The organism is Klebsiella terrigena (genome assembly GCF_006539725.1).
GTDB classification, from domain to species: domain Bacteria; phylum Pseudomonadota; class Gammaproteobacteria; order Enterobacterales; family Enterobacteriaceae; genus Klebsiella; species Klebsiella terrigena.
Genome location: NZ_BJNO01000003.1, coordinates 26751 through 50661, shown reverse-complemented (window position 1 = coordinate 50661; position 23911 = coordinate 26751). Strand labels below are relative to the sequence as shown.

General features: G+C 57.2%; 28 protein-coding genes and 1 pseudogene. 9 read left to right on the top strand and 20 right to left on the bottom strand.

Going from position 1 to position 23911, the window contains the following annotated elements:
• Window positions 1-43 precede the first annotated feature (43 nt).
• The 5 genes from RTE01_RS05210 to RTE01_RS05190 all read right to left on the bottom strand — a co-directional run bounded on the left by RTE01_RS05210 (window position 44) and on the right by RTE01_RS05190 (window position 4022).
• The gene (locus tag RTE01_RS05210) at window positions 44-997 is read right to left on the bottom strand and encodes a transketolase family protein (RefSeq protein WP_123551766.1); all 954 of its coding nucleotides are present in this window, start codon (window positions 995-997) and stop codon (window positions 44-46) included.
• The gene (locus RTE01_RS05205) at window positions 990-1820 is read right to left on the bottom strand and encodes a transketolase (RefSeq protein ID WP_041146573.1); all 831 of its coding nucleotides are present in this window, start codon (window positions 1818-1820) and stop codon (window positions 990-992) included. Before RTE01_RS05205 ends, RTE01_RS05210 begins: the two co-directional genes overlap by 8 nt.
• Entirely contained in the window at window positions 1817-3208 is a 1392-nt protein-coding gene (locus tag RTE01_RS05200) for a PTS ascorbate transporter subunit IIC (protein WP_041146574.1), read from the bottom strand. Before RTE01_RS05200 ends, RTE01_RS05205 begins: the two co-directional genes overlap by 4 nt.
• 20 nt (window positions 3209-3228) lie before the next feature.
• On the bottom strand, window positions 3229-3501 hold the full coding sequence (locus RTE01_RS05195) for a PTS sugar transporter subunit IIB (protein ID WP_041146575.1): 273 nt from the start codon (window positions 3499-3501) through the stop codon (window positions 3229-3231).
• A gap of 77 nt (window positions 3502-3578) precedes the next feature.
• Complete coding sequence (locus tag RTE01_RS05190) at window positions 3579-4022, bottom strand: PTS sugar transporter subunit IIA (protein ID WP_141334761.1); 444 nt, start codon at window positions 4020-4022, stop codon at window positions 3579-3581.
• A 238-nt stretch (window positions 4023-4260) separates the two neighbouring features.
• Between RTE01_RS05190 and RTE01_RS05185 the strand changes: the two genes are divergently transcribed.
• A complete protein-coding gene (locus RTE01_RS05185; protein WP_041146577.1) occupies window positions 4261-5280 on the top strand; it encodes a LacI family DNA-binding transcriptional regulator in 1020 nt (339 codons plus the stop codon).
• Between the two features lie 4 nt (window positions 5281-5284).
• Here the strand turns inward: RTE01_RS05185 and yfcD are convergent, their stop codons facing one another.
• The 4 genes from yfcD to RTE01_RS05165 all read right to left on the bottom strand — a co-directional run bounded on the left by yfcD (window position 5285) and on the right by RTE01_RS05165 (window position 8654).
• Window positions 5285-5839, bottom strand: a complete 555-nt coding sequence (gene yfcD / locus RTE01_RS05180) for an NUDIX hydrolase YfcD (RefSeq protein WP_045856070.1) — start codon at window positions 5837-5839, stop codon at window positions 5285-5287.
• Between the two features lie 57 nt (window positions 5840-5896).
• Entirely contained in the window at window positions 5897-6448 is a 552-nt protein-coding gene (gene yfcE, locus RTE01_RS05175) for a phosphodiesterase (RefSeq protein WP_041147708.1), read from the bottom strand.
• Window positions 6449-6502: 54 nt separating this feature from the next.
• Window positions 6503-7147: a glutathione transferase gene (gene yfcF / locus RTE01_RS05170; RefSeq protein ID WP_123551769.1), complete on the bottom strand. Its 645-nt coding sequence runs from the start codon at window positions 7145-7147 to the stop codon at window positions 6503-6505.
• Window positions 7148-7232: 85 nt separating this feature from the next.
• Window positions 7233-8654, bottom strand: coding sequence for an aldehyde dehydrogenase family protein (locus RTE01_RS05165; protein WP_141334759.1), 1422 nt, complete (start codon window positions 8652-8654; stop codon window positions 7233-7235).
• Window positions 8655-8757: 103 nt separating this feature from the next.
• Here RTE01_RS05165 and RTE01_RS05160 point away from each other — a divergent pair, with 103 nt between their 5' ends.
• The 7 genes and pseudogenes from RTE01_RS05160 (at window position 8758) to RTE01_RS05130 (ending at window position 13376) form a co-directional block, all read left to right on the top strand.
• The gene (locus RTE01_RS05160) at window positions 8758-9666 is read left to right on the top strand and encodes a LysR family transcriptional regulator (protein ID WP_115192177.1); all 909 of its coding nucleotides are present in this window, start codon (window positions 8758-8760) and stop codon (window positions 9664-9666) included.
• Between the two features lie 79 nt (window positions 9667-9745).
• On the top strand, window positions 9746-10375 hold the full coding sequence (gene yfcG / locus RTE01_RS05155; RefSeq protein ID WP_141334757.1) for a GSH-dependent disulfide bond oxidoreductase: 630 nt from the start codon (window positions 9746-9748) through the stop codon (window positions 10373-10375).
• 65 nt (window positions 10376-10440) lie between these two features.
• Window positions 10441-10803 carry a dihydroneopterin triphosphate 2'-epimerase gene (gene folX / locus RTE01_RS05150; protein ID WP_041146583.1) on the top strand — a complete coding sequence of 121 codons (363 nt, stop codon included), beginning with the start codon at window positions 10441-10443 and terminating at the stop codon, window positions 10801-10803.
• A gap of 18 nt (window positions 10804-10821) precedes the next feature.
• The gene (locus RTE01_RS05145) at window positions 10822-11715 is read left to right on the top strand and encodes a TIGR01777 family oxidoreductase (protein WP_076945802.1); all 894 of its coding nucleotides are present in this window, start codon (window positions 10822-10824) and stop codon (window positions 11713-11715) included.
• Between the two features lie 255 nt (window positions 11716-11970).
• Window positions 11971-12230 (top strand): annotated as a pseudogene (locus RTE01_RS26350) (hypothetical protein).
• Window positions 12227-12793, top strand: coding sequence for a helix-turn-helix transcriptional regulator (locus tag RTE01_RS05135; RefSeq protein ID WP_134527178.1), 567 nt, complete (start codon window positions 12227-12229; stop codon window positions 12791-12793). Before RTE01_RS26350 ends, RTE01_RS05135 begins: the two are co-directional and overlap by 4 nt.
• Window positions 12794-12878: 85 nt before the next feature.
• Window positions 12879-13376 carry a GNAT family N-acetyltransferase gene (locus RTE01_RS05130; protein WP_115192174.1) on the top strand — a complete coding sequence of 166 codons (498 nt, stop codon included), beginning with the start codon at window positions 12879-12881 and terminating at the stop codon, window positions 13374-13376.
• Window positions 13377-13418: 42 nt separating this feature from the next.
• Here the strand turns inward: RTE01_RS05130 and hisP are convergent, their stop codons facing one another.
• From hisP to argT, 5 genes are all read right to left on the bottom strand, one after another.
• Window positions 13419-14192, bottom strand: coding sequence for a histidine ABC transporter ATP-binding protein HisP (gene hisP, locus RTE01_RS05125; protein WP_041146588.1), 774 nt, complete (start codon window positions 14190-14192; stop codon window positions 13419-13421).
• 7 nt (window positions 14193-14199) lie between these two features.
• Complete coding sequence (locus RTE01_RS05120) at window positions 14200-14916, bottom strand: ABC transporter permease (protein WP_041146589.1); 717 nt, start codon at window positions 14914-14916, stop codon at window positions 14200-14202.
• Window positions 14913-15599, bottom strand: a complete 687-nt coding sequence (locus tag RTE01_RS05115; protein ID WP_041146590.1) for a histidine ABC transporter permease HisQ — start codon at window positions 15597-15599, stop codon at window positions 14913-14915. Before RTE01_RS05115 ends, RTE01_RS05120 begins: the two co-directional genes overlap by 4 nt.
• Before the next feature lie 66 nt (window positions 15600-15665).
• On the bottom strand, window positions 15666-16448 hold the full coding sequence (hisJ, locus tag RTE01_RS05110) for a histidine ABC transporter substrate-binding protein HisJ (protein WP_041146591.1): 783 nt from the start codon (window positions 16446-16448) through the stop codon (window positions 15666-15668).
• 245 nt (window positions 16449-16693) lie between these two features.
• Window positions 16694-17476, bottom strand: a complete 783-nt coding sequence (gene argT / locus RTE01_RS05105; protein WP_041146592.1) for a lysine/arginine/ornithine ABC transporter substrate-binding protein ArgT — start codon at window positions 17474-17476, stop codon at window positions 16694-16696.
• Window positions 17477-17525: 49 nt separating this feature from the next.
• Between argT and RTE01_RS26130 the strand changes: the two genes are divergently transcribed.
• Window positions 17526-17687 carry a hypothetical protein gene (locus RTE01_RS26130; protein WP_161795682.1) on the top strand — a complete coding sequence of 54 codons (162 nt, stop codon included), beginning with the start codon at window positions 17526-17528 and terminating at the stop codon, window positions 17685-17687.
• An 80-nt stretch (window positions 17688-17767) separates the two neighbouring features.
• Here the strand turns inward: RTE01_RS26130 and RTE01_RS05100 are convergent, their stop codons facing one another.
• The 6 genes from RTE01_RS05100 to accD form a co-directional block, all read right to left on the bottom strand.
• Window positions 17768-18337, bottom strand: a complete 570-nt coding sequence (locus tag RTE01_RS05100) for a UbiX family flavin prenyltransferase (RefSeq protein ID WP_041146593.1) — start codon at window positions 18335-18337, stop codon at window positions 17768-17770.
• Between the two features lie 141 nt (window positions 18338-18478).
• The gene (purF, locus tag RTE01_RS05095; protein WP_041146594.1) at window positions 18479-19996 is read right to left on the bottom strand and encodes an amidophosphoribosyltransferase; all 1518 of its coding nucleotides are present in this window, start codon (window positions 19994-19996) and stop codon (window positions 18479-18481) included.
• Window positions 19997-20029: 33 nt separating this feature from the next.
• The gene (gene cvpA / locus RTE01_RS05090; RefSeq protein ID WP_041147709.1) at window positions 20030-20518 is read right to left on the bottom strand and encodes a colicin V production protein; all 489 of its coding nucleotides are present in this window, start codon (window positions 20516-20518) and stop codon (window positions 20030-20032) included.
• 313 nt (window positions 20519-20831) lie between these two features.
• Entirely contained in the window at window positions 20832-21548 is a 717-nt protein-coding gene (gene dedD / locus RTE01_RS05085; RefSeq protein WP_134527181.1) for a cell division protein DedD, read from the bottom strand.
• Window positions 21538-22806 (bottom strand): bifunctional tetrahydrofolate synthase/dihydrofolate synthase, encoded by a 1269-nt coding sequence (folC, locus tag RTE01_RS05080; RefSeq protein ID WP_141334755.1) that lies wholly within the window; start codon window positions 22804-22806, stop codon window positions 21538-21540. The genes dedD and folC overlap by 11 nt, the downstream gene beginning before the upstream one ends.
• Window positions 22807-22937: 131 nt before the next feature.
• Window positions 22938-23852 carry an acetyl-CoA carboxylase, carboxyltransferase subunit beta gene (gene accD / locus RTE01_RS05075; RefSeq protein WP_041146597.1) on the bottom strand — a complete coding sequence of 305 codons (915 nt, stop codon included), beginning with the start codon at window positions 23850-23852 and terminating at the stop codon, window positions 22938-22940.
• Window positions 23853-23911: the final 59 nt, after the last annotated feature.

Below are 23911 nucleotides of genomic sequence, written 5' to 3'. Positions count from 1 at the left end.
CGGTCGGTAACAACAAAGGCGACCCTGTGGTCGCCTTTTTTATTTACAGCAGCTCTCTCGCCGCCGACACAATATCGTGGGCCGTCAGGCCATACTCCTTCTGCAGGAAATCCTGGGTACCGACCTGACCATAGCGCTCCTTCACCCCCACGCGGCGCATCGGCACCGGACAGGTTTCCACCAGCACCTCGGCGACGGCTGAGCCCAGCCCGTTGTGAATACTGTGGTTTTCGCAGGTCACGATACGCCCGGTTTTCTCGGCATAATTTTTCACCAGCATGCGGTCGATAGGCTTGAGGGTAAACATGTCAATCACCGCCGCGCTGACGCCTTCCTGTTCGAGCTGTCGCGCCGCCTCCAGCGCCTCGGCCACCATAATGCCGTTGGCGATCAGGGTAATATCTTCGCCTTCCCGCAGCACGTTGCCCTTGCCGATGGTAAACGTTGAGCCCGGGGCGTAGACGCTCGGCGCCTGCTTGCGGATGGTACGCACCCAGTAGAAACCGTGAAGCTTCATCAGCTGGCGCAGGATATCGTCGAACATCACCGCATCGGTGACCTCCAGCACCACCGAGTGCGCCAGGCCGCGAACAATCCCCATATCTTCAAACGACATATGGGTGCCGCCGTTATGGCAGGCGGTAACGCCGGCGTCGGAGGCAATCACCTTGACGTTGTTACGCTGATAATCCAGCGCCATAAACAGCTGGTCGAAGCAGCGACGGCTGGCAAACGCGGTAAAGGTATGAACAAACGGCTGGCGTCCGGTCAGCGACAGGCCAGCGGCGGTCCCGATAACGTTGGCCTCCATGATGCCGCAGTTGATCACGTGCTGCGGATAATCCCGCGCCACGCCGTCCATTGCCATCGAACTCATCAGATCGGCCTCGAGGGCGATAATGTCGCTCCCGGCCTCAATCTGCCGGGCGACAAAGCCAGCGTACACTTTGCGCATTTCCACGGCGTCTTTTTGTCCTGCGGGTGCGACGTTAATCATGTGCGGCCTCCAGTTGACGAATCGTCTCATTCAGCGCCGCAGTCATCTCATCCGTCAGGCGCAGGTGATGGGAGTTGCTGAGCTGCTCGAGATACGGCACGCCCTGCCCTTTAATGCTGTCGAGGATCACCACCCGCGGACGGGCATCGGCGGCCGGCACGGGCTGTACCGCCTCCAGCAGCCCGACAATGTCATCCCCCTTCACGGTGATGGCGTCAAAACCAAAGGCGCGGAACTTCTCCTCCAGGTTAAAGGCGCGGATAATTTCGTCGAGCGCGCCGTCGAGCTGCAGTTTGTTCCAGTCAACAAACACCGTCAGGTTATTCAGGCGATGGTGGGCGATAAACTGAAACGCCTCCCAGCACTGCCCCTCGTTGAGCTCGCCGTCGCCGACAATGCAGAATACCCGATTCGGGCGCCCGGCCAGCTTATGCGAGAGCGCCATGCCGCCGGCGATGGAAATCCCCTGCCCCAGCGAACCGGTGGTCGCATCGACTCCCCGCGTTTTCAGGCGGTCCGGGTGGCTCGGCAGACGGGTGCCGTTATGGTTCAGCGTGCTGAGCTCTTCCATCGGAAAATAGCCCTTGATGGCTAAGGTGCTGTAGAGCGCCGGACCGGCATGTCCTTTTGACAGCACAAAGTAGTCGCGCTCCGGCCAGTCCGGGTCGGCGGGGTCGATTTTCATCACCGCGCCGTACAGCACCGCCAGCGTTTCGACGACCGACATGCTGCCGCCATAGTGGCCAAAACCCAGATTGGTCAGCGATTTAAGCGTGGCGACGCGAATGTCGCGCGCCAGTTGGGTCACTTCTTGCACATTCATGATTTGGCTCCGGTATTCTCCTGCGCGCCATTGCCCGCAGGTTTCTTCTTCGCAAAGACGTTGTACGCAACCAGCAGAGCGAACAGCGCCACAACAAGACCCGTAATCGCAAACGGCGACAGGTAGCGCGCCAGGTTGCCGAGCACGATGCCGATTGCGCCGAAGTCTGCGTCAGAGAAGGTGGTATTGGCAAAACCGATCGCCCCCAGAACCGGCAGCAGCAGCACCGGCAAGAAGGTGATCAGCAGGCCGTTGGCAAACGCGCCAATCATTGCGCCCCGACGACCGCCGGTGGCGTTGCCGAAGACTCCCGCCGTCGCGCCGGTGAAAAAGTGCGGCACGACGCCCGGTAGAATCAGCACCAGACTCATTTGTCCGAGCAGGAACAGCCCCACCAGACCACCGAGGAAGCTGAACAGGAAGCCGATCAGCACCGCGTTGGGCGCATACGGGTAGACCACCGGGCAGTCCAGCGCAGGACGCGCGTTCGGCACCAGCTTTTCTGAGAATCCGGTAAATGCCGGCACGATTTCCGCGAGGATCAGACGCACCCCTTGCAGGATGATGAACACCCCGGCGGCGAAGGTAATCGCCATGATGATGGCGTAGACCAGATAATTCTGGCCGCCGCTGAAGGTGCTTTCTACATACTCGCGCCCGGCGCTTACGGCCATGATCAGGTAGATAATCATCATCGTCAGGGAGATAGAGATGGAGCTGTCGCGCAGGAAGCTGAGGTTCTTCGGCAGATTCATCTCTTCGGTGGAGCGGGAGCCTTTTCCACAGACGCTGCCAATCCAGCCCGAAAGCACGTAGCCCAGGGTACCGAAGTGGCCGAAGGCGATATCATCGGTTCCGGTAATTCGCTTCATATAGCGCTGCGCCAGCGCCGGGAAGAACGCCATCACCAGGCCTAAGATCAGCGAGCCGGTAAACACCAGCCCGACGCCTTCGAAGCCAGCCACGGTGAGGATCACGCCGATCATACAGGCCATATAGAAGGTATGATGCCCGGTCAGGAAGATATACTTCAGCCGCGTAAAGCGGGCGACGATGATATTCGCAACCATCCCAAAGGCCATAATCAGCGCGGTTGACGCGCCGTATTTTTCGAGGGCAATAGAAACAATCGCCTCGTTATTTGGAATAATCCCCTGGATATTAAAGGCGTGTTCAAACATGCCTCCCAGCGGATTCAGCGAGCCGACTAATACCGTCGCCCCACCGCCCAAAACAATAAAGCCAAGAATGGTTTTAATCGTTCCTTTGACGACGTCAGAAAATGATTTTTTTTGTGCCACCAGGCCGATCAGCGCAATTAACCCCACCAGCACCGAGGGCACTTTCAGAATATCAACAACAAAATTCAGCGTTTCAAGGATAAACATATCCGCCTCGCTACAAATAGTTATTGTTTGGCGAACCACGCGCGCAGCTGCGCTTCGAGTTCATTGATGTCGATGATGTTGGTAATCACCACCAGCTGGCTTTCCGGCACGCTGGCGCTGGCAGCGATATCTTTAGCCATCACGAATAAATCTGCCGCTCCCGGCGTTGCCGATGAGAGATCGGAGTGTTCAACTTCCGCTTCAATTTCGAGCTTTTTAAGTACTTTTTTAATATTCATTTCAACCATAAAACTACTGCCCAGGCCAGAACCGCAAATCGCCATAATTTTCATTGTTATCACCTTTTTTGGGTACAGTTGATCCGCATCACGCCGGGCGTAATGGGTTATAAATCAGGTTATGGATAAGATCAGAATCGCGCGATTATCGTTTTAATTTCCTCCAGGGTTTTCGCCTGATGTAATTGCGCCATATCTTCGTCACTGGAAAATAATTCAGCCAGCGCGGAAATCATCTCGATATGACTGTGCTTGTCGGGCGCCGCCAGCATAATAATAATATCGACCGGGTCGAACTCTTCTGAACCAAACGACACGCCCTGCTCCAGCTTCAGCAGCGAAAGGCCGAGGCCTCTGGCCCCCTCTTCCGGCCGCGCATGCGGCATTGCCAGCCCTGGCGCCAGCACATAGTAGGGCCCCAGCTTCGCATGTTGTTCCACAATCGCGGTCACGTACTCGGGCGCAATAACGCCAGCCTCGAGCAGCGGCCTGGCACAAACCTCAAGAGCCTGAGGCCACTCTTCTACGCTCTGCCGGAGCGTGATAGTGGCATCAAAGATCCATTTACTGAGCATTTTATCTCCCCCGTCTTTTAGCAAAAGATGGGCAAACTTTATTCAAGCGCACAGCAGTTAGCTGCGACGGCGATCACAAAGATAGCGCTACCAACAGATAACATTCAAAATTGTGATAGCGCTATCAATTCGCAATCATCATATGAAAACGCAGCAAAAATGTGGATTTAAGGCGTATACTCCCTGAAACGTAAAGTGATGGATGCTAATGAAAAGCGTCTGTTCAGCAGGAATGTGTATGTCTCTAACCCGAAAACGGCGTAGTACCGGTAAGGTGACGATCGCCGATGTTGCCCAGCTTGCCGGCGTGGGCACGATGACCGTCTCGCGTGCGCTGCGCACGCCGGAGCAGGTTTCCGACAAGCTTCGTGAAAAAATAGAAGCCGCGGTGCAGGAGCTGGGATATATGCCCAATCTGGCCGCCAGCGCGCTGGCTTCCGCCTCCTCAAGAACGATAGCCATGGTGGTGCCAAATCTTGCCGAAGCGGGCTGCTCCGCGATGTTTGCCGGGCTACAGCAGGTGCTGCAACCGGCGGGTTACCAGATTATGCTGGCGGAGTCGCAGCATCGCCTTGAACAAGAAGAGAAGCTGCTGGAAACGCTGCTGGCGTCGAACATTGCGGCCGCTATTCTGCTCAGCGTTGAACATAGCGACACCGTACGCCACTGGCTGAATAACGCGTCGATTCCGGTGATGGAGATGGGCGCCATGCGCGCCGACCCGATTGACATGAATATCGGCATTGATAACGTTGCCGCCATGTTCGAGCTCACTGAAATGCTCATCCATCGCGGCTATCAGAATATCGGCCTGCTGTGCGCCAACCAGGAGCAGTGGATTTTTCAGCAGCATCTGCAGGGGTGGTACAAAGCGATGCTGCGCCACCATATGTCGCCGAATCGGGTAATTAACGCCGCGCTTCCTCCCAGTTTTTCCACCGGCGCTTCGCAGCTACCGGAATTTTTGCTGGCGTGGCCGGAGCTGGATGCGCTGGTCTGCGTTTCTGACGAGCTGGCGTGCGGCGCGCTGTATGAGTGCCAGCGTCGACGCATTAAAGTCCCTGACGATTTGGCGGTCGTCGGCTTCGGCGATAGCGATGTCAGCCGGGTCTGCCAGCCGCCGCTAACCACGATGGCGGTACCGCATCACAAGATTGGTATTGAAGCTGGACGCGCCCTTCTGGAGCGCCTTAATGAAGGAAACTGGAGCGGCAGAAAACCCATCGTCTCCAGTTTATGCCTGCGGGATAGCTGCTAGGCGGCTACTCGGCCTCTTCCTGCTTTTCCGGTTTTGCCGACTCGTTGTTGGCATTGCGGGTCATCCACAGCGCCAGCGCTTTTAACGAATCCGGGGTGAACTCATCGCAGCGGGCGGTGATCTCTTCCGGCGTCAGCCAGCACACTTCGCTGACCTCTTCTTCCTGCAAAGCAAAGGGACCGTGCGACACGCAGCTAAACAGGCTTCCCCAGACGCGGCAGTGCTTATCTTCGTAGTAGAACTGGCCGTGGTCGGCAAAGGGGACGCCTGCAATGCCCAGCTCCTCTTCGGCCTCTCGACGCGCTGAATCCAGCAGCTGCTCGTCGGCCTGCACCACGCCACCGGCGGTGGCATCCAGCATGCCCGGCTGAAAATCTTTTATCTCGGTACGACGCTGCACCAGAATTTTGCCCATCCCATCATGAACGACAATGTAGGTTGCACGATGGCGCAGGCACTGCGCGCGCATTTGCTCGCGGCTCGATTGCGCTATCACCTCATTGTTTTCATTAACGATATCTACCCATTCTGTGCTTGCCAAATCGTTCTGTTCCGCCATCAGGAAACCTTACTTTTTAAAGCGCTCTTGCGGCGCGTCTTTACGGTTGGGGGTAAATTACGGGTTAATTGCCACCTCTGCAATAACCTGATGATCATCGAGTGCTAAAACCTGCAACCGATCCCCGTCAAGGAGGCCATAGCTGGCGGGAAATCCCCCTTTGGGGATGCTCACGGAACCGGGGTTAAAGAGAAAAATATCGCCGCGCTTCTCGGCTACCGGAATATGAGTATGACCATAAACCAGGACATCGCCAGCGCAGAGCGACGGCAATTTTTCGGGGCTGTACAGATGCCCGTGAGTCAGAAACAGCCGACACCGTTCAGTCAGAACCTGCTGCCAGGGCGCGGTGATGGGAAAGTCCAGCAGCATCTGATCGACCTCGCTGTCGCAGTTGCCGCGTACGGCAATAATGCGCGCCGCAGCGCCATTGAGCTTCCCGGCAACTTCTGCCGGCGCGTAGCCCTCAGGGAGAGCGTTACGCGGCCCGTGGTTGAGCACGTCACCCAGAATAATCAACCACTGCGCCCCGCTCTGCGCGAACCGTTCCAGCACGCGCTCGGCGGCGGGCAAAGAGCCATGAATATCCGATGCAAACATCAGCCGCATTTTTTCATCTCCACGCATTACGATGCCCCATGATAGCGGAACCGCGAACGCGAATCAGCCGGCTCGTTTGGCCGACAGTGCGGCATAGCGCTGAACGGACGCCCGCTGCCACTGGAAGGCGGCGTAATCTGCCAGCCGCTCCGGCACCTCATCGCCGTTAAGCACCAGCCGGTTGAGCATCAGTGCGAGGTCAGTATCGGCAATTGACCATTCGCCGAACAGATTGGTGCCGCCGTGGGCCAGCAGTTCGGAAGCGGTCTCGAATAGTTTTTCCGCGCTCCTGCGCCCCGCCGCGCTAAGGGCCGGTTTCTTTTGTCCGGCGAAGATAACGTCGGTAGAGCGCTCTTCGCGAATGGGCAGCAGATCGCTGCGCAGCCAGGCCTGAACCTGGCGGGCGCGGGCTCTCTTTTGCAGATCGTGGGGATAGAGCCGCTCCCACTCCGGCGGCGCAAAACGCTCGTCGAGATATTCGCTAATCGCGGACGATTCGCTGAGGGCAAAATCGTCAACTTCCAGCAGCGGCACGCGCCGGGTGCAGGAGTATCCCTTCCAGCCCGCCTGCAGGTGTTCGCCGCTGTCCAGATTGACGGTTTTAAGCGTAAAAGGCAGGCTCTTCTCCTGCAGGGAAACGTAGACTGACATCACGTACGGAGAGAAAAAATCGGAATCGGACCACAGGGTAATGACCGGCTGGCTCATGGCATCCTCAATTAATAATGGGGCGATAAAGCAACATATCCTGTCTTCTGAGGGATGTCACTTACCGCACCATGAGGATTTTGCACTAGCCAACGAGCAGCGTTTTCGGCTCCAGATAGGCCTGCATTCCCCATCTCCCCATTTCACGCCCCACCCCGGATTGCTTGAACCCGCCAAACGGCGCCTGCGGCTCATGTTCGAGGGTATTAACCAGCACGCGCCCGGACTCAATCGCCAGCGCCACCTCCGTCCCGCGCTGGCGATCGCCGCATAGTACCAGCGCGCTCAGTCCATACGCGGTGTCGTTAGCGATCGCAATCGCTTCAGCCTCGTCCTGATAAGGGATAATGACCAGCACCGGGCCAAAAATCTCTTCCCGCGCGATACGCATCTGATTATGCGCATCGCTGAACACGGTCGGTTTAACGCACCAGCCTTTTTCCATGCCCTGCGGCCGGCCAACGCCTCCCGTCAGCACCCGGGCGCCCTCCTGCTGGCCAAGGCGGATATAATCCTGCACCCGCTGCCACTGCTTATGGCTGACCATCGGGCCAATCACGGTCCGCGGATCGCGCGGGTCGCCAGACGTATAGTCGGCTTCCACGGCCTGCACAATGGCCTGCTCAAACTCGGCCTGGCGCCGGGCGGGGACCAAAATACGCGTGCCCGCAACGCACGCCTGCCCGCTGTTCATAAACCCGGCCGCCAGCGCCAGCGGAACCGCCTGCTCGATATCCGCATCATCAAGAATCACGGTGGGCGACTTGCCCCCAAGCTCCAGCGTCACGCGCTTGAGCGTTTGCGCCCCGCTTTCGATAATATGTTTGCCGACGGCGGTTGAGCCGGTAAACGAAATTTTTGCGATATCGGGGTGATGGTTAATCACATCCCCCACGATCTCACCGCGCCCGGTGACGATATTAAATACCCCCGCCGGGATCCCGGCCGCGTGCAGCGCTTCGCTAATAATTTGCGTCTGCCAGGCGCTCATCTCGCTCGGCTTAATCACCGCCGTACAGCCCGCAGCCATCGCCGTCGCCAGCTTGCTGCAAATAAAACCGGCATCGCTGTTCCACGGCGTAATCAATCCCGCGACGCCGAGCGGCGTCATCACCACCCGGGCACGCCCGGCCTGCTCGACGAACTCAAAGCGCTCCAGCGTGACCATCGCCTGCCTGATGGTTTGCGCCGGCCACGTCGCCATCCATTGCGAGCGGGAAGCCGGTGCGCCGTATTCCGTGACAATCGCTTCCAGCAGGTCGGCCTCCCGCGCCTGAACGGCAAGATACATGCGTTCCAGTACCGCCAAACGCGCCTCTTTCGTCGTCCGCGACCACGCCGGAAATGCCGCTTTTGCCGCAGCAATCGCCTGCTCTGCGTCCCGTTCATCAGCCAGGCGGACCCGGCCAATCGTCGCTTCGGTCGTCGGATTAAACAGCGCAAACTCTTCGCTACCGTGCGGCGTGACAAACTGGCCGTTGATATAAATTTGGTCGATGTTCTGCATAACGCTCTCCCCATCTTGTTGGATACCCGGCAGTATAGGGTCGTCGTATTGCCGCGATAAGCAGGTATAATCAACACAGTCTGTTACGAAAATCGGGATAATTATGCAGCGTAGCGGTATTACCGAACTCGAAGTCCTCCTCGCCGTCGCGCACCGGCAAAGCTTTCGGGCAGCGGCCCGGGAGCTGGGTATGTCGGCAACCGCCGTCAGCAACGCCGTTGCCGGACTGGAGGCCCGCCTGAACGTGCGCCTGTTCAATCGTACGACCCGCAGCGTCGCGTTGACCGAAGCCGGACAGCGTTACGTTGAGCGGATAGCGCCCGCCGTAGCCGAAATCCAGCGCGCCTCGGAGGAGGTCGCCACCCGGCCTGAAATGCCGAGCGGGACGCTGCGGATCAACGCGCCGCGCGAAAGCGTTGCCCTGCTGTTTGATATTTTCGAGACCTTCCTCAAGCGCTACCCATCCATGCGCCTGGATATCACCACCGAATCCCGGCTGGTGGATATCGTTGCCGAAGGCTACGACGCGGGGATCCGCCTGGCGGAGTCGCTGCCACAGGACATGATTGCCGTCGCCCTGACGCCCAACGCGCGGATGCTGATCGTCGGCACCCCGGACTATTTTGCCCGGCATGGCGTTCCATTCGGTCCGGACGATCTTATGCATCATCAGGGGATTGGCATGCGTATGTCTCACGGCGGAATTTATCGCTGGGAGCTCGAGCGGGATGGGCAAAAAATGGCGCTTAACGTCCCGCCGCGCATTATTCTTAGCGAGATGCAGGCCATTCACCGCGCGGCGCTGGCGGGGATCGGGCTGGCGTTTATTTCTGACTGGTTTATCCAGGACGATCTTGCCGGCGGCAGGCTTATCAGCGTGATGGACGACTGGTGTCCTTCTTTTGGCGGCCTCTCTCTCTACTACCCGGGCCGCCGCCATATCCCACCGGGGCTGCAGGCGTTTATCGCTCTGGTGCGCGAAATGAGGGCTCCGGCCACCGCGGCGCGCTGAATTTCCGCTCCCTGCGCTCCCGTAATACGCCAGGTCACCTATACTCGAAAACTGGCGACCCACGACGGCGGGAGACATCATGATCGATCTTTACTACGCACCCACCCCAAACGGCCAAAAAATCGTTCTGTTCCTCGAAGAGGCTGAGCTGGCCTATCGGCTGATTCGGGTCGATATCAACAAGGGCGAACAGTTCCGCCCGCAGTTTCTCATCCTCTCACCCAACAATAAAATCCCGGCGATAGTCGACCACGTTCCCGTTGACGGCGGAGCGCCGCTAAGCCTGTTCGAATCCGGGGCCATTCTGCTCTATCTCGCCGAGAAATCGGCAAAGCTGCTGAGCGGAGAGCTGCGCGAGCGCCACGTTACGCTGCAGTGGCTGTTCTGGCAGGTGGGCGGATTGGGGCCGATGCTGGGGCAAAATCAGCACTTTAACCATTCAGCGCCGCAGACGGTTCCCTATGCCATTGAGCGCTATCAGGTGGAAACGCAGCGGCTATATAGCGTGCTCAACCGGCGTCTGGAGGTCAGCCCGTGGCTCGGCGGCGAGCGCTACAGCATTGCCGATATCGCCTGCTGGCCGTGGATTAACGCGCATCAGCGACAGCGTATCGATCTGGCAAACTTCCCGGCGGTACATAACTGGTTTGAGCGTATTCGCCAGCGCCCTGCAACCGCCGAGGCGTTGCTGAAAATTCAGCAATCTTAACCCCCTGCTCGCACGACCTGCTTTCATGTATGATTGCGGAAATTACAACACGGAGGAAGCCTGCAATGTCTCAGCCAGACGCCATTATTCGTATAAAGAACCTACGCTTGCGTACTTTTATTGGTATTAAAGAGGAAGAGATTGCTAACCGTCAGGATGTGGTGGTCAATGTCGCCATTCACTACCCAGCGGATCAATCACGCAACAGCGAAGATATCAACGATGCGCTGAATTACCGCACCATCACCAAGCGTATCATCAGCCATATAGAGAATAACCGCTTCTCCTTACTGGAAAAATTAACTCAGGATGTGCTCGATATCGCATGCGAACATCACTGGGTCACTTATGCTGAAGTTGAGATCGATAAACTTTATGCACTACGCTACGCCGACTCGGTATCAATGACCATGAGCTGGCGGCGGTAGGCTTCTTAGGGAGGCGCTATGAAGATTCTGCTTACCGGCGGTACCGGCCTGATTGGTCGACATCTCATCCCCCGGCTGCTTGAGCTGGGGCATAACGTAACGGTATCCACGCGCAGCCCGGAAAAAGCCCGCGCCCGGCTCGATCCCCGCGTCACGCTGTGGCGCGGCTTTGACAATCACCAGCACCTCAACGACATTGACGCCGTTATCAATCTGGCGGGCGAGCCTATCGCCGACAAGCGCTGGACGGCGGAGCAAAAGCAGCGCCTGTGCCACAGCCGCTGGGACATCACGCAAAAGCTGGTCGCGCTCATCAACGCCAGCGACACCCCGCCTGCGGTGCTGATTAGCGGCTCTGCGGCAGGTTATTATGGCGACCTGGGGGAGGTTGTTGTCACCGAAGAAGAGCCGCCGCACAATGAGTTCACCCACAAACTCTGCGCCCGCTGGGAACAGCTGGCCTGCGAAGCGCAAAGCGACCGCACCCGCGTCTGCCTGCTGCGAACCGGCGTTGTGCTGGCATCCAGAGGCGGCATCCTTGCCAAAATGACCCCTGCCTTTAAGCTCGGCCTTGGTGGCCCTATCGGCAGCGGCAGGCAGTATCTGGCGTGGATCCATATCGACGATATGGTTAACGCTATTCTGTGGCTGTTGGATAACGACCTGCGCGGCCCCTTCAACATGGTTTCGCCTTATCCGGTACGCAACGAACAGTTCGCCCACGCGCTTGGCCAGGCGCTAAATCGCCCGGCTATTTTTCGCGTCCCGGCGGCGGCGATACGCCTGCTTATGGGTGAATCATCGGTACTGGTGCTCGGCGGCCAGCGCGCGTTGCCAAAACGCCTGGAAGCCGCGGGCTTTGGCTTTCGCTGGTACGATTTAGAAGAAGCGCTAAAAGACGTCCTTGGCTAACCCAATTTAATCCCGGGAGATTTATTAATGCTCTCCCGGGCTCTCCTGCTCGCCTGCTCTCCTGCTCTCCTGCTCTCCTGCCGCCCGTGGAAGCTATCTCGCAGTAATCCAATCTCCCACCGCCGTTCACTTATTGCCGTGAAGCTCGTTCCAGCGTTCTTTCCCGCTCTCTGTCATAACGTCCCGGTGTTTGTTTTTTCGACACAATACTGTTGACAACCGTCAACATAACGTTCAGTATCTGAGGACACATTGATGAAGGAACATCCGGATAAGCACATTAGGGCAGCCATCGACTATGCTCGCGCCCGGGGTGGATTTTTATTGCTGGTGGGAAAAGCGCGCACTGCTTCGGACGGCTCAGGTGCGGTACGGCCAATCATCGCGAACACATGATGAGCATCTGGTCTACTCCTGCCGTTCCCGAGAACCACGCGAGGCAAATTATCAGGATGGTCGACCGCTGTCGTTCAACGTCGACGGCCTGGTTTAATCATAAGGAGCGCAAACTATGACCCTCTATAACTTTACCCTGACGCTTTCAGGCGTTAGCGCCCACACGCCAGATCTCGAGGACGCGCTGTATCGCGCCGGCTGTGCCGACGCGCTGGTTTGTTTTTACGGAACGGCGGTGTATCTGGAGTTCGATCGCGAAAGCGAATCCCTCGAACGGGCGATTCTGTCTGCCATCGATAACATCGAATCCGCATCGAAGCTGAACGCCCGGGTCGAGTCCGTTGACGCCACGCTGGTGGGCCTAAGCGATATCGCCGAACTCACCGGTCTTTCACGACAGGCCGTTGCCCTGCTGAAAGACGGGGCGCGCGGCTCCGGCAAATTCCCCGGCCCCGTACAGCGCGTAAAAGGCAACTCGCCGCTGTGGCGCTGGAAAACCATTGTCAGCTGGCTGGTCGCGGAAGCAAGAATTGCGGCAGACTCACCGCTGGTGGTACACGCGGAAGTCCTCGACAGCCTGAATCTGGCCCTGCAGCTGCGGGCCTCTCAGCAGAGCGAAACCGTGATGCACTATTTTCATGGGCTCGACAAGCTGCAGCCAGCCTCACCGGCCGCCGGGTAACCGCCGCAACGATCGGGACAGGATCGTGTTATCCGGGACTTTCTGGTGTTAAGGTTAACGGACGATCCTCCGTCATGGCCCGCTTATGATTACGCTAACCACCTCGCGCCTGCTGCTCTCCCCGTTCACCGAATCCGACTGGCCCTTTTTCCTGCGCCTGCGCAGCGACCCTCAGGTGATGCGCTTTATGGGGCCAATCCTTGACGAGAAAGCGCTGCGAAACGTCTTCGATGCGCGGCGTGAGGCATCCGGCGTATTCGTGCTACGCGATAGCCGCGGCGAGGCTCTTGGCGACATCGGCCTGCGCATCAGCAGTAAAAATCCGCACGAAGCCGACGTCGGCTACGCCCTGTTGCCTGAGGCTCAGGGGAATGGCTATGCCAGCGAAGCGCTGGAGGCGGTTTGCCGCTATGGATTTGCCCGGCTCGGCGTTAACGCGATTAATGCGTGGGTCATCGGGGATAATTCAGGTTCTTCGCGGCTGCTGGAAAAGCACGGTTTCCGGCGGATCCAGATCCTCGAAAAGGCCTGGCATCTGGACGGCGTTGACTACGATGACTGGATCTATCGCCTGGAGCGCTGATCCTGTCCCGGCAGGGTTAACCCCGCCGGGAGAGCGTGAAATTTACTTCAACGAACCCTTGAGGAACTGCTGCAGACGCGGGCTTTTCGGATTACCGAAAAGCTCATCAGGATGGCCTTCCTCTTCAATTTTGCCCTGATGAAGGAAAATAACGTGCGAGGAAACGTGGCGGGCAAAGCCCATTTCGTGCGTCACCACCACCATCGTTTTCCCCTCTTCCGCCAGCTGCTGCATAATGCGCAGCACTTCTCCCACCAGCTCAGGGTCGAGCGCGGAGGTCGGTTCGTCGAACAGAAGGACTTCAGGCTCCATCGCCAGCGCGCGCGCAATGGAAACGCGCTGCTGCTGACCGCCGGAGAGATGCACCGGATATTTGATCTGCTGACGCTCGTCAATGCCGACTTTCGCCAGGTACTTCTCTGCCCGCACTCGCGCTTCCTGCTTGCTCAGCCCCAGCACCTGAATGGGCGCTTCCATGACGTTTTCCAGCACCGTCATATGGCTCCACAGGTTGAAATGCTGGAATACCATCGTCAGACGGGTGCGCAGCAGGCGCAGCTGGTTTTTATCCGCAACCTTAAGCTGACCATCCTTGTCGCGCACCAGGCCAATATTCTGCCCGCTCACCACAATCGTGCCTTCGCTCGGTTTCTCAAGGAAGTTAATACAGCGCAAAAAGGTACTTTTACCGGAACCCGATGAGCCGATGATGCTGATAACGTCCCCGGCTTCTGCCCGCATCGAGACACCTTTCAGTACCTCATGCTCGCCGTAACGTTTATGAAGATCGATAACGTTTAATTTATTGTCGGACATGGCGTTCTCAGTGCGTCGAAGAAGGTTTTATATGCTGCAACCAGCGCTTTTCCGCCTTGCGGAACAGGCTAATCAGCACATACGAGATAATTAAGTACAGCACCGCGGCAATGCCGAAGGCGGTAAACGGCTGATAGGTCGCCGAGTTAATATCACGGGCAATTTTCAGCAGATCCGGCACCGTGGCGGTAAAGGCCAGCGCGGTGGAGTGCAGCATCAGAATCACTTCATTACTGTACGCCGGCAGCGCGATGCGCAGCGCGGAGGGGAGAATAATGCAGCGATACAGTTTGGCCGATGAAAAACCATACGCCCGCGCCGCCTCAATTTCACCGGCGGGAACCGAACGAATTGCCCCGGCAAAAATCTCCGTCGTATAGGCACAGGTATTCAGCGTTAGCGCCAGCACCGTGCAGTTCAGGCCGCTGCGGAAGAAGGCGTTCAGCAGCTCGGTACCTTTGACAATTTCCAGCGTATACATACCGGAGTAAAACACCAGCAGCTGCACGTAGAGCGGCGTGCCGCGGAAAATATAGGTAAAAAGCCAGATCGGAAACTGAATGTACTTATTGCTGGAGACGCGCCCGATGGCGAGAAAAATCGCCAGCACGCCGCCCATCACCACCGAGGAGATTAACAGCCACAGCGTGATGGCGACGCCGGTAAAGCGGTAGCCGTCGGTCCACAGCAGGGATTTCCAGTACTCCTGAATAATCTCAATCACAGGTCAGCCCTCTTCACGCCCACGGTATAACGGCGTTCAAGCAGCAGCAGCACACCATTGGAAATCGTTGTAAATACGAGATAAATCAGGCCACAGACGATGGCAAAATAGAACGGCTGCCAGGTGCTTTTCCCCGCCAGCTGCGTCGCTTTCACCACATCCTCCAGCCCCAGCAGCGAAACCAGCGCCGTGGCTTTCAGGATAACCTGCCAGTTGTTGCCGATCCCCGGCAGCGCATAGCGCATCATCGCCGGGAATAGAATGCGCCGGAACGTCTGCCCGCCGCTGAAACCAAAGGCGGTCGCCGCTTCGATATGTCCTTTCGGTACCGCGAGGAAAGCGCCACGGAAGGTTTCCGTAAAGTACGCGCCGTAGATAAAGCCCAGCGTGATGATGCCCGCAATCATCGGGTCGATATCAAACTGCGACATTCCCAGCGCATCGGTGAGCGTGTTCAGCGCGATCTGCAGCCCGTAGAAAATCAGCAGCATCAGCACCAGATCCGGCACGCCGCGAATTAAGGTGGTGTAGCCTTCAAATACCAGCGCCAGCGGTCGATTGCTCGATAGCTTCGCGCCGGCGCCGGCCAGACCAATCAGGACCGCCAGCACAACCGAACTAAGGGCCAGCTCCAGCGTGACAAGAGCGCCCTGCAATATTACCTGTGAAAACCCGTACAGCATGCTGTCTGCCCTGTCTATCATCGACCACCGCGCGCAAAGAGACGCGCGGTGGCGTACGCGTGATGGTTAGTCGCCGTACACGTTAAAATCGAAATATTTTTTCGCCAGCTTGTCGTAGGTGCCATCTTTGCGCATTTCAGCGAAGGCTTTGTTCAGCGCTTCGCGCAGCTCGTTGTCGTCTTTACGCAGGCCCATGCCGGTACCGACGCCAAACAGCTTCTCGTCCTTAATGGACGGGCCGCCGAACTGATAGTCTTTACCTACCGGCTGCTTGAGGAAGCCTTCGCTGGCGGCCACTTCATCCTGGAACGCAGCGTCAATGCGGCCAGCGGTCAGGTCGGAATAGATATTGTCCTGGCCCTGATAGGAGACAATCTCAATCCCTTTTGGCGCCCAGTGCTCGTTGCCGTAAGTTTCCTGGGTTGTGCCCTGCAGCACGCCGATACGCTTGCCCTTCAGACGAGTCAGATCCGGCGTGATATCGCTGCCCTTTTTCACCACCAGGCGGGAATCGGCGGCATAAAGTTTGTCGGTGAAGGCAATTTCCTGCTGGCGTTTTTCAGTAATAGAAAGCGAAGACATAATCGCATCGATTTTCTTCGCTTTTAAAGAGGGGATCAGCGCGTCCAGCGGGTTTTCAACGAAGGTACATTGCGTATTGATGCGCTTACACAGCTCTTTGGCCAGATCGATGTCAAAACCAATCAACTCACCCTGCGCATTTTTCGATTCAAACGGGGCATAAGTGGGATCTGTACCGATACGAACCTTTTGCGGAATTGCTGCGAATACCGTGGAAACGCTGGAAAGGGCCAGCGCTAAAGAAAGAGACAACGCCAGTTTTTTCATAACTATCCTCAACAAACTGTCATTCTAATGGGTTTATTAGAAGTACTTAAGCCAGTTATCGTGCCACTTTTCTCCCCGATATGGCAAAACATTCTGCGCCGGGGAGCAAATTTTTTCGCATCAGAAACGCTTAACTATGCATTTTTCGCACCAAAATGAGACGCCGATACGACGAATGCACCAATAAGGGGCATTGATAGCTATCACTACGCTAAAGGGCCCGGTATACCGGGCCCACGGCATGCTTAGTCACCGTAAACGTTAAAGTCGAAGTACTTCTTCGCCATCTTGTCGTAGGTGCCGTCTTTACGCATTTCACCCAACGCTTTGTCGAAGGCAGCTTTCAGCTCGCCATCCGCCTTGCGCAGGCCAATACCGGTGCCATCACCGAAGAACTGTTTGTCTTTGACTGAGGGACCGGCGAAGGCGAAATCTTTGCCGGCAGGCTGTTTGAGGAACCCTTCGCTGGCGGCCACTTCATCCTGCAGCGCGGCGTCAAGGCGGCCGGCGGCGAGGTCAGAGTAGATCAGGTCCTGGTTCTGATAGGCCACCACGTCAACGCCTTTACTGCGCCAGCGTTCGTTACCGTAAGACTCCTGAGTAGAGCCCTGCAGCACGCCGACGTGTTTGCCCTTCAGCGACTCCAGGGTCGGCTGGATGGAGGAGCCTTTCGGCGCAATCAGACGGGAGTCTGCGGCATAAAGCTTGTCAGAGAAGGCAATTTCCTGCTGACGTTTTTCGGTAATCGATAATGAAGAGATGATGGCGTCAATTTTCTTCGCCTTCAGCGACGGGATCAGTGAATCAAAATCACTCCCTACCCAGGTACATTTTACCTTGATACGCGAACAGAGTTCGTTACCCAAATCGATGTCAAAGCCGACGAAATCACCTTTGGCATCCTTAGAGGAGAATGGCGCGTAGGTGGCATCGGTACCGATGCGGATGCTTTGCGGCAGAGCTGCAAAGACGCTGGAAGCACTGCTAATTCCCATAATTAAAGAGAGGGCCAGGATCGTCTTCTTCATACAATACCCTTAAGTGTCGTGATGTTGTTATGCGGTGCGTTGTTTAGTTATGTGTAGTGCCGACGTATCCTGCAGTTTTTGTGCCATTTTCTCAGTGCGTGCTGGAAACAGCGTTAAATTTGTTAATATAAAGTTGCAGGATTGTCTTGAAAGGGAAGATACCAGTATTAACGGAGAAACCGCAGCGTCGAAACGCAAAAAAACAAATTAAATGTTGAGGATTTGATCGGGGCGACAAAATTGCACCATCTGGGCGCAAAGAATCATAAAGCGCACTATTTTAGCGCGCGATCAGGCCCCCTGCCAGCGGGCAAACAGGTCCTGCGGCAGCGTGATATCGAACTGATCGATAACGCGATTGACCGTCTGATTGATCACGTCATCCAGGGTTTGCGGGCGGTGATAGAAGGCCGGCACCGGGGGCATGATTACCGCGCCCATTTCCGCCGCCTGGACCAGCAGACGCAGGTGTCCGAGGTGGAACGGCGTTTCGCGCACGCAGAGCACCAGCGGACGACGCTCTTTCAGCACCACGTCCGCCGCCCGGGTCAGCAGACCATCGGTGTAGCTATGAACAATGCCTGAAAGCGTTTTCATCGAGCAGGGTAGTATCACCATCCCGGCCGTTTTAAACGAGCCGGAAGAGATGCTGGCGGCGATGTCGCGGGCATCGTGGACGACGTCAGCCAGCCCCTGAACTTCACGCAGCGAGTAGTCGGTCTCCAGCGCCAAAGTCTGCCGCGCCGCCTGGCTCATGATCAGATGGGTTTCAACATCCGCGACATCGCGCAATATCTGGAGCAGCCGCACGCCGTAAACGGCACCGCTGGCGCCAGAAATTCCAATGATAAGTCGTTTCACGATGGTTGCCCCTTCTGCTTAGAGTCGCAGACTTTGCCGGATTATAGCATCGGACGCAAGTCCGGTGGCCCGCTAACCGCGGCCCGAAAAACAAAAAGCCCGCAGTCTGCCGACGGCGGGCTTTGACAACAAAGGCGCGGTTTAGCCTTCGTTATGCATCTCTAAGTTTTCCACTTCGTTCTGACGCTGCACCGCTTTGGCATCGTCGTTACGCAGGGAGTCGAGATAATCCAGATACTGCTGATCGACGTCCTTAGTGACGTACACGCCATTAAATACCGAACACTCAAACTGCTGAATATCCGGATTCTCGGCCCGCACGGCGTCGATCAGATCGTCCAGATCCTGGAAGATTAGGCCGTCAGCGCCGATGATCTGCCGAATTTCGTCAACTTCACGACCGTGAGCGATCAGCTCGGTGGCCGTCGGCATATCGATGCCGTAGACGTTCGGGAAGCGAATTTCCGGCGCAGCGGAAGCCAGATAGACCTTTTTCGCACCCGCTTCGCGCGCCATCTCGATAATCTGTTCCGAGGTGGTGCCGCGAACGATGGAGTCATCGACCAGCAGGACGTTTTTATCACGGAACTCGGCGCGGTTAGCGTTGAGCTTACGACGTACTGATTTACGACGCAGCTGCTGACCCGGCATGATAAAAGTACGGCCGACGTAGCGGTTTTTAACGAAGCCCTGACGATAAGGCTTGTCGAGAATACGGGCAATTTCCAGCGCGATGTCGCAGGAGGTTTCCGGAATCGGAATGACCACGTCAATGTCCAGATCTTCCCACTCGCGGGCAATCTTCTCGCCCAGCTTCGTCCCCATATTCACGCGAGCGCTGTAGACGGAGATCTTATCGATGAAGGAGTCCGGACGGGCAAAATAGACGTACTCAAAGAGGCACGGGTTGCTGACCGGGTTCTCCGCACACTGGCGGGTAAACAGCTGGCCTTTTTCGGTGATGTACACCGCTTCACCCGGCGCAACGTCGCGCAGGAACTCAAAGCCCAGCGTATCCAGCGCCACGCTTTCGGAGGCCACCATGTACTCGGTACGGCCGTCGCCAATATCACGCTTGCCCAGCACCAGCGGGCGAATACCGTTCGGATCGCGAAACGCCACCATACCGTGGCCGATAATCATCGCCACGCAGGCATAGGCGCCGCGAATCTGCCGATTGGTCGCAGCAATTGCCGCAAAGATATTGTCGGCTTCTAGCGGATAATGGCGGAAGTTATCCAGCTCGCTGGCGAAAATATTGAGCAGAATCTCAGAATCGGAGGTGGTGTTGATGTGGCGGCGTTTTTCTTCAAACAGCTTTTTACGCAGCTCGTGCGCGTTGGTCAGGTTACCGTTATGCGCCAACGTAATGCCATACGGCGAGTTAACGTAGAAAGGCTGAGCCTCGGAGGCGCTGGAGCTGCCAGCCGTAGGGTAACGGACGTGGCCGATCCCCATGTTGCCCTGCATACGCTGCATGTGGCGAGCCTCAAAAATATCGCTCACCAGCCCGTTTGCCTTACGCAAGCGGAAGCAATTATTTGCATCAATGGTGATGATGCCTGCGGCATCCTGGCCACGATGCTGAAGCACCGTTAACGCGTCATAAATCGACTGGTTGACCGGCATAACACCGGCGATACCGACAATACCGCACATACGTCTTTTCCTCGTTCAGCTACATCCCAACGCTTATGCTTTGGGCAAGAAACTTGACGAGCTCTGCAGATAGTCAAAAAACCATCTGATAACGAAACTGAACTGCGGGATAAGCTCCGACTTTTGCCAGTCTTCGCTCTTCGCCATACCGGTAAAACTATCGAGAAAGAACAGGATCGCCGAGACAATCAGCACGCCACGGAGGGCGCCAAAACAGATCCCTAACACCCTGTCGGTACCCGACAGGCCGGTTTTCTCTACCAGTGCGCTAATCACGTAGTTAACGATAGCGCCGACGATAAGCGTTGCGATAAACAGTATCGCGATAGCAATCCCATTGCGGACCATTTCGTCTTCAAAGCCCGTGAACCAGACAGCCAGGTAAGTGTAGTAATGACTGGCAACAAAGAAAGCACATCCCCAGGTTACCAGCGATAACGCTTCACGAACAAAGCCGCGGATCAGGCTTACCAGACAGGAAAAACCAATCACCGCAATAATGGCGTAATCAATCCAGACCATATACATCCTACGATTTTACGCCCTGTCGTCCGGTTCGGGGCGCATTCTAACAGAAAAAGAAAACGTTTGCGTAGGGATTTCCGTGCCCTACAGAAATAAAAATGGCGCTGAAAAAACATTCAACGCCATGCTGCCTTTCGCCTCTGCAGGGCGCGTCAGGTAAGGGATTCAGCCCCTTCGCTCGCCGACAGCAAGCGGGGTGGCGGGCCCGACGGCCCACCGATCTGCCCGACCCTGACCGCGCAAGGAAGAATACCTCCTTTCCCGGCACAAGCCTCGGCGTTCTTCAACGCTATCAGACTGAATAGCAAGGCTAGTTTGGCGTGTATCCCATCACCACGCCGCTCAGACCCGACAGCTGCTTCAGATCGCCAAGCTGGCCTTTCAGCTTATCTTTCGAGGCATCAGGGCCAACCAGAATGCGGGTGATTTTCCCCTGCACCGGCGTTGAAGGCGACGTGTAAACCTTGAACCCGGAGGAGCGCAGCTTACCGACGATTTCGTTGACCTTGTCCGCGTTCTTCAGCGCGCCCAGCTGCACCACGTAGGCTCTGCCAGTCGGCGCAGGAATTTCAGCTGGCTTCGGCGCCGGCGTCTGGGCGGCAGTTTGCTGCTGCTGCTGCGGCTGCTGAGGCTTCTCGACCGGCTTAGGCTGCTGCTGCGGCTGAGGTTGCGGCTTCGGCTGGGCCTGAGGTTTCGGCTGCGGCTTCGGCGCGACAACCGGCTCCTGGACATCATCGAAGCTGTTATTGTTTACCGGGATGCGCGACGGATCCAGCGACGGCGCCGCCGCATTTCCGGCCCTCACCTCTTCTGCCGCCCCTTCCGGAGGCTGGGCAGGCAAGGCCTGCGTTGCCGCCGGTAGCATATCAGGCTCATCACGATCGCCCGGCTTTGGCACCAGCGGGATCGCCGCAAACTCATCCTGATAGTGTTTTTTCTGACCGTCAAGCAGCCCTGGAAGGATAATGACCCCCAGCGCCACCAGCACAATCGTCCCGACTAAACGGTTCTGAAACTTACTCGCCACCGATTCTCCCCGCGTCTATTTCTTCCATTACGTGCGCTACCGTGTGGAATGAGCCACACACCAGCACCGTATCTTCAGGTCCGGCATCGGCCATGGCCGCATGCCATGCTTGAGCGACGTCTGCGCAGGCTCTCCCTGTACGCAAATGCTCCAGTAGCTGCTCCGCCGTTGCCCCACGCGGCCCTTCCAGCGGCGCGCAGTACCAGCAATCAACTTCAGCCATCAGGTTTGCCAGCGTACCGGCAATATCCTTATCATGCAGCATACCAATAACCGCCAGCACGCGCCCCGTTTTCGGCAGGCTTTTGAGACGCCCGGCCAGATAGGCCGCCGCGTGCGGATTATGGGCAACGTCGAGGATCACGCGCGGCGCCTCGCCAATTATCTGGAAACGCCCGGGCAGCATCGCCTGCCTAATGCCGTCGCGAATCGCCTGCTCGCTCACCGTCAGCCCGCTGGCGCGCAGCGCGGCAAGCGCCGTCGCCGCATTCGGCATGGGCACCTGAGGCAGCGGCAGTCCCGCTAGCGTCCCCTGCTCATCGCTGAAATCCCACCCCTGCTCGCCGCTCGCGTAGCGCCAGTCAACGCCGCGACGCCGCAGCACCGCGCCTTTCTCGGCCGCAACGTCGGCGATGGTATGGGGCATATCCGGTTCACCGACGATAGCCGGCCGGCCTGAGCGGAAAATACCGGCCTTTTCGCGGCCGATGCTTTCGCGATCCGGCCCCAGCCAGTCGGTATGATCGAGCGCAATGCTGGTCACCACCGCCACATCGGCATCAACGATATTTGTCGCATCAAGGCGACCGCCGAGCCCGACCTCAAGGATAACGACATCCAGCTGCGCCTGCTTAAACAGCCACAGCGCGGAGAGCGTACCGAACTCAAAATAGCTCAGGGAGATTTCACCGCGCGCGGCTTCGATTTCGGCGAAAGAGGCGGTATGTGCCGCTTCCGGCAGCTCCTCTCCCTGCACGCGAACGCGTTCGGTATAGCGCACCAGATGTGGGGAACTGTAGACGCCGACCCTATAGCCCGCCGCCATCAGCACCGATTCCAGCGTACGGCAGGTGGTCCCCTTACCGTTGGTTCCCGCCACCGTAAAGACGAAAGGTGCGGGTTTCACTACCGCCATCCGCCCGGCAACTTCGTTCACCCGCGTCAGCCCGAGATCGATAGTTTTGCTGTGCAGATGCTCCAGATAAGAAAGCCACGTAGCCAGGGGCGACGTGGCCTGAGGAATAGGTTCTTTTTCCATGATGTCCGCAAGAGTTAACGGTAAATACGCTCATCCTTCAGCGTGCCGCGAAGCGGTCAGGTCAGGATGATGTCGCGTAGCTATTTGAATATAAAAAAAGGGCAGCACCGTCAGGCCTGCCCTCTGCATCATCAGGCCTCTGGTTCCTGATCCGGTACCGGTGGTACCGCGTCGCCTTCATGAGGAACCTCCGGGCACGGTGCCGGGAGATTCATCAGCTTCGCCAGAATACTGGCCAGCTTCAGGCGCATTTCAGGGCGACGTACGATCATGTCGATCGCCCCTTTTTCAATCAGGAACTCGCTGCGCTGGAATCCTGGCGGCAGCTTTTCGCGCACGGTTTGCTCGATAACGCGAGGACCGGCAAAGCCGATCAGCGCTTTCGGTTCCGCGATGTTAAGATCGCCGAGCATCGCAAAGCTCGCCGATACGCCGCCCATCGTCGGGTCGGTCAGCACGGAGATATACGGTAAACCGCGCTCCTGCATTTTCGCCAGCGCGGCTGACGTTTTCGCCATCTGCATCAGCGACATCAGCGCTTCCTGCATACGCGCGCCGCCGGACGCTGAGAAGCAAACCAGCGGGCAGTTGTCTTCCAACGCCTGTTCAACGGCACGTACGAAGCGCGCGCCCACCACCGAGCCCATCGAACCGCCCATAAAGGCGAATTCAAAAGCAACGGCGACAACCGGCATGTCGTACAGGGTGCCCTTCATGACCACCAGCGCATCTTTCTCGCCGGTCTCTTTTTGAGCCGACGCCAGGCGGTCTTTGTATTTTTTCGAATCGCGGAACTTCAGCACATCTTTCGGCTCGAGCTCGCTTCCCAGCTCCACGAGGGAACCTTCGTCCAACAGGCTATGCAGGCGATTACGCGCCGACATACGCATATGGTGATCGCACTTAGGGCAAACCTCCAGGTTGCGCTCCAGCTCTGCGCGGTACAATACCTGACCGCAACTGTCGCACTTGGTCCATACACCCTCAGGAATGCTTGCCTTGCGGGTGGGAGTTATATTGCTTTTAATTCGTTCAATCCAGCTCATTGATAACCTTTCTGCCTGAACCTGGTCGATGCCAGTTTTGTCGTAAGGGGCGCATAATG